Source organism: Haloferula sp. A504, assembly GCF_044385805.1.
Classification (GTDB): Bacteria; Verrucomicrobiota; Verrucomicrobiia; order Verrucomicrobiales; family Akkermansiaceae; genus Haloferula.
Map to the genome: position 1 here is coordinate 1 of NZ_JBISBU010000115.1, position 4429 is coordinate 4429.

Annotated in this window: 3 protein-coding genes; all 3 read left to right on the top strand. The window is 59.0% G+C overall.

Annotated features, from left to right (window positions below):
- On the top strand, positions 1-418 hold a 418-nt coding region (locus ACG2LG_RS23535; protein WP_396263274.1), incomplete at its 5' end, for a hypothetical protein.
- Positions 419-489: 71 nt separating this feature from the next.
- Positions 490-1107: a PEP-CTERM sorting domain-containing protein gene (locus ACG2LG_RS23540; protein ID WP_396263276.1), complete on the top strand. Its 618-nt coding sequence runs from the start codon at positions 490-492 to the stop codon at positions 1105-1107.
- Positions 1108-1214: 107 nt separating this feature from the next.
- On the top strand, positions 1215-4429 hold a 3215-nt coding region (locus ACG2LG_RS23545), incomplete at its 3' end, for an Ig-like domain-containing protein (protein ID WP_396263277.1).

Sequence of the window (4429 nt, forward strand, 5' to 3'; positions counted from 1 at the left end):
CGATGTGGCCTATTTCGACGTCACCGACTTCAGTGTGGGGGACACCTTCGTGGTCACATCCACGACCTCGGATTCCAACTCGGTATTCTCCGCCAGCTTCGAGCAGGTGATCGGCATCGCCTTCGATACCGGCGTCATCAGCACACCCGGGGCCATCGATCCAAAAATCACCTCGTTCTCGGTCTCCGGCAACACCGCCACCGTCACAATGACCGGCGACGACTCGGTCGATTACTGGTGCGCCAGTTCCACGGATCTCACGGGTTTCACCACCGAGGAAACGGCGCTCGAGACCGGAACCGCGACGCCGATCCCGAGTCCCTTCAACACCAGCGGGGGCACCCTGACCTTCGATGTCGACGTCACCGGCGACAGCAAACTCTTCCTGCGGGTTCAGGACGTCGACCCCACCCCGTGATGAAATAGATCCATTCATGCAAGCTAAATCACTAAACCACAACCTCAAGTAACCGATAGCATCAAAAAAACATGAAATCCAAACTAATCACTTTCACTGTGGCTTTAGTGGCCAGCACCGCTGTTTCACAGGCTGCAACCATCGTGCCGACCGGTTACACGCATGCCTCTGGCAATGCAGGCCCAGAGAGCAACGCTGGTAATGATACTACAAGCCCGATCCGTATGATTGACAACGTCATCTCTACAGGTGGTTGGAGCGACGGCACCAACGTTTCATGGGGTCAAGGGACTATCACTGCCACTAATCCAACGGCCGGAATGACCTTCATTTTCGATCAAGTTTATGACTTCTCCACGATCAATATTTACCAAAATGAAGGTGGCGGCTGGGGAGCGACTGATTACAGAATCTCCACGAGCACCGATAATAGCGACTTCTCAAACACGACTGGTATTTTAGATCTACCTACCGGCAGCGCCGTTAGCGGGACTGCAAGCACGATACTATACACGCTCGACGTATCTTCTCTGAATGATGCGAAATACGTTCAGGTCGAGCTGTTTAATGCCAATCAATGGGTCATGCTTAGTGAGGTCGATTTCGACGGCGCCGCCGTTCCGGAGCCCAGCACAGCTCTTCTCGGAGCGCTCGCTCTCCTCGCGCTGCTTCGCCGCCGTAGAGCTTAATCAGCTTTCTCGAGCATCAACTTCAGAAGGTCGGCCTACATTACGATGCGGCCGGCCTTTTTTGTGGCCACTCGATTCCTCTAACCCTACCAAACATGATTTCATTCTTGAAGCCGCACCTTCTGGTCGGCACCATTGGTCTGATTTTCGGAACATCCGCCCAAGCCGAGCACTACAAGGTCTTTCTTCTCGGCGGGCAGTCGAACATGACGGGCAATGGCCCGAAGACCAGCGACCTGACGGAGGCGCAGAAAGCGCCGCAGGATGATGTCTGGATCTACGGCGGAACGGATGAAAGCGCCTCGAAACTGGGACCGCTGCAACCGGGATTCGGGTCTTCCTATGGTCCCGAAATTAGCTTTGGTCGAGCCATTGCGGACGGGCGCCCCTACGAGGACTTCGCCCTGATTAAGTTTTCGAAAGGGGGAACTCACCTTTACGGCGATTGGGACCCGACCACCGGATACGCTTACAACCGCCTCAAAACGACAGTCGGTTTCGGCCTGGAGGCCCTGACCAAAGCGGGGCACACCTACGAGGTCGTCGGTATGCTCTGGACCCAAGGCGAGCGCGACGCCGCTAATGGGCGCACCACTGCGGAGTATGAAGCGGACCTCAACGAGTTCATCGCTGACATCCGGGCCCGCTACGGGGCGGATGTTGCCTTCTTCATCAGCCGCCTCTCCATTCTGCAAACCGGACGTGAGCCTGGCCTGCATGATATCCGGGCCGCCCAGGACAATGTCGCCGCGGCCGATCCCAACGCCTATTTGATCGATACGGATTCTTTCGATATTTCGGGCGACAACATCCACTTTACCGGAACCGGGCTGGTGGCGCTGGGTAATGCCTTCGGCCAGGCCTATCTGAATTCTTTACCGGTGGACGCAAGTGCCCCTCAGATTGACACGCTCAGTCCGGTGCACACGGCGCCTGCGGTCGAACCGACCGCCAACCTGAGCATCACCTTCGATGAAGAGGTGGTCTTCGGCACGGGCGACATCACCCTCCGCCAGACCGGTGGCACCTTGGTGGAGAGCTACGATGTGGCAGCCCCTTCAACCAATCTGACCCTCTCGGGTAACACTTTGACAATCGACCCGAGCAGCCTGCTGGCAGCTTCGACCGGCTACTACATTGAGATCGCTGCCACCGCCATCGTCGATCACTCGGGCAACCCCTACGCAGGCATCAGCAGCGACGGCACCTGGAGCTTCACCACCTCGGCGGGCGATGTCAGTGCTCCCACCCTCAAAGCACTGAACCCGGCCAACGGTGCCAACAATGTCAGAATCAACCAGAACCTGAGCATCACCTTTTCCGAAAATATCGCCTTGGGCACCGGTAACATCGAGCTGCGCCTCACCACCGGAGGCACCCTGGTGGAAAGCTATGACGTCGCCAGCCCCCCGGCCAACCTCAGCATCTCCGGTGGAACCCTGACCATTAATCCAACATCCGACCTCGCCCCCTCCACAGGCTACTACCTCGAGATCGATGCCGCAGCCATCGACGACCATGCGGGAAACAGCTTTGGGGGGCTTAACGGCAGCGGCGCATGGGCCCTCACCACCGCCGCGCCCGTCATTGACGGCTCGGAAATCACCGCCACGGCCTCGCGCACCGACTTCAATTCGGATGGAACCGCCCGTGGCACGCCGGATAAGTCGATCGATGGCAGCGGCCTGAGTGGAGGCGAGCACGGCAGTGCTGTGGGAACCTACTGCCTGGCACCCACCACGATCTACAACCCTGTCGAGGACCAATGGTTTCAGTGGGATCTTGGTGCCAGCCACACGCTCGGCTCCATCCACGTCTGGAATTTCGACCTGCGCTCCGTGGACATCTATTTCTCCAACGTGGCCATTCCGGGCGGAACCGGCAGCGGTAACTGGACCCGACTCGGAGGCGCATCATTGGAACTTCCCGCCGCCGGCTCCCCCAACACCGGTTTCGACCTCGCCACAGCCACAGGCACCACTCTGCCAATCACAGAGGTCCGCCACATCCGTTTTGAGGCCAACACCAACTGGAGCGGCGGCAATGGGGTCGCCTTATCTGAAATTCAATTCTCCGCCAGTCCCGCAGCTGAGGATGAAACCCCTCCTGAAATCCAGACGCTCAGCCCCGCCCACACCGCGACCGGCGTGGCCCTCGCCTCAAACCTGTCGGTCACCTTCAATGAAAACGTCGCCTTCGGCACCGGAGCCATCCGCTTGCTGCAGTCCGGCGGAACTCTGATCGAAAGCTTCAATGTGGCAAGCCCTCCGGCAGGTCTGACACTTTCAGGAAACACCGTCACCATCAATCCGTCTGCCGACCTAGCCGAATCGACCATTTACTATGTCGAAATCGACGACACCGCCATCGATGACCTCGTCGGCAACAGTTTTTCCGGATTCAGCGGAGACGGCACCTGGAGATTCACCAGCGTATCCGTCGATACCACCCGGCCGACCATCAATTCGCTCAACCCCACGCACACGGCCACGGGAATCAGTTACAGCTCCAACCTGGTCATCAACTTCAGCGAAAACGTCGCGTTCGGCACTGGAGCGATCCGCCTTCGCCGTCAGTCCGACAACGCAGTGATCGAAAGCTTCGATGTGGAGAACCCGCCGCCCAACCTCACGCTCTCCGGTTCCTCGGTCACCTTGAATCCTACCGCCGACCTCGCGCCAGCGACCACCTATTATGTCGAGATTGACGCCACCGCAATCGACGACCTCGCTGGCAACAGCTTCGCAGGTTTCACCGCCGACGGCACCTGGCGCTTCACCACCTTCGTGCCCGACACCACGCTCCCCACGATCAGCACGCTCAATCCTAACAATGGTGCGACCGGCGTTCCTGTGGGCGCCAATCTGGTCATCACCTTCGGCGAAAACATCGCCTTCGGCACCGGTGGGATCCGCCTGCTTCAGTCCGGCGGTGGCGCACCGATCGAAAGCTTCGATGTGGCGAGTCCGCCGAGTGGCCTCACCCTCTCCGGGGCCACCGTCACTCTGAACCCGTCTTCCGACCTCGCGCTCGCGACCACCTACTACGTCGAAATCGACGACACCGCCATCGATGACCTCGCAGGCAACAGTTTCGCCGGGTTTTTGAGCAACGGCACCTGGAGCTTTACCACCTCCAGCAGCGCCACGACCGCCGCCATCACCTTCGTCGGCACCCAGGACAATATGGAGACGAAGAACGACGATCCAACGGTTGGCTGGCGCAACACCACGCCCGCCAAGACGCTGGACATCGACGGTGACAACATCATCGGCACCGACGGATATCGCACCAGCAACCGGTCTTCAAACCCGTCCTACGC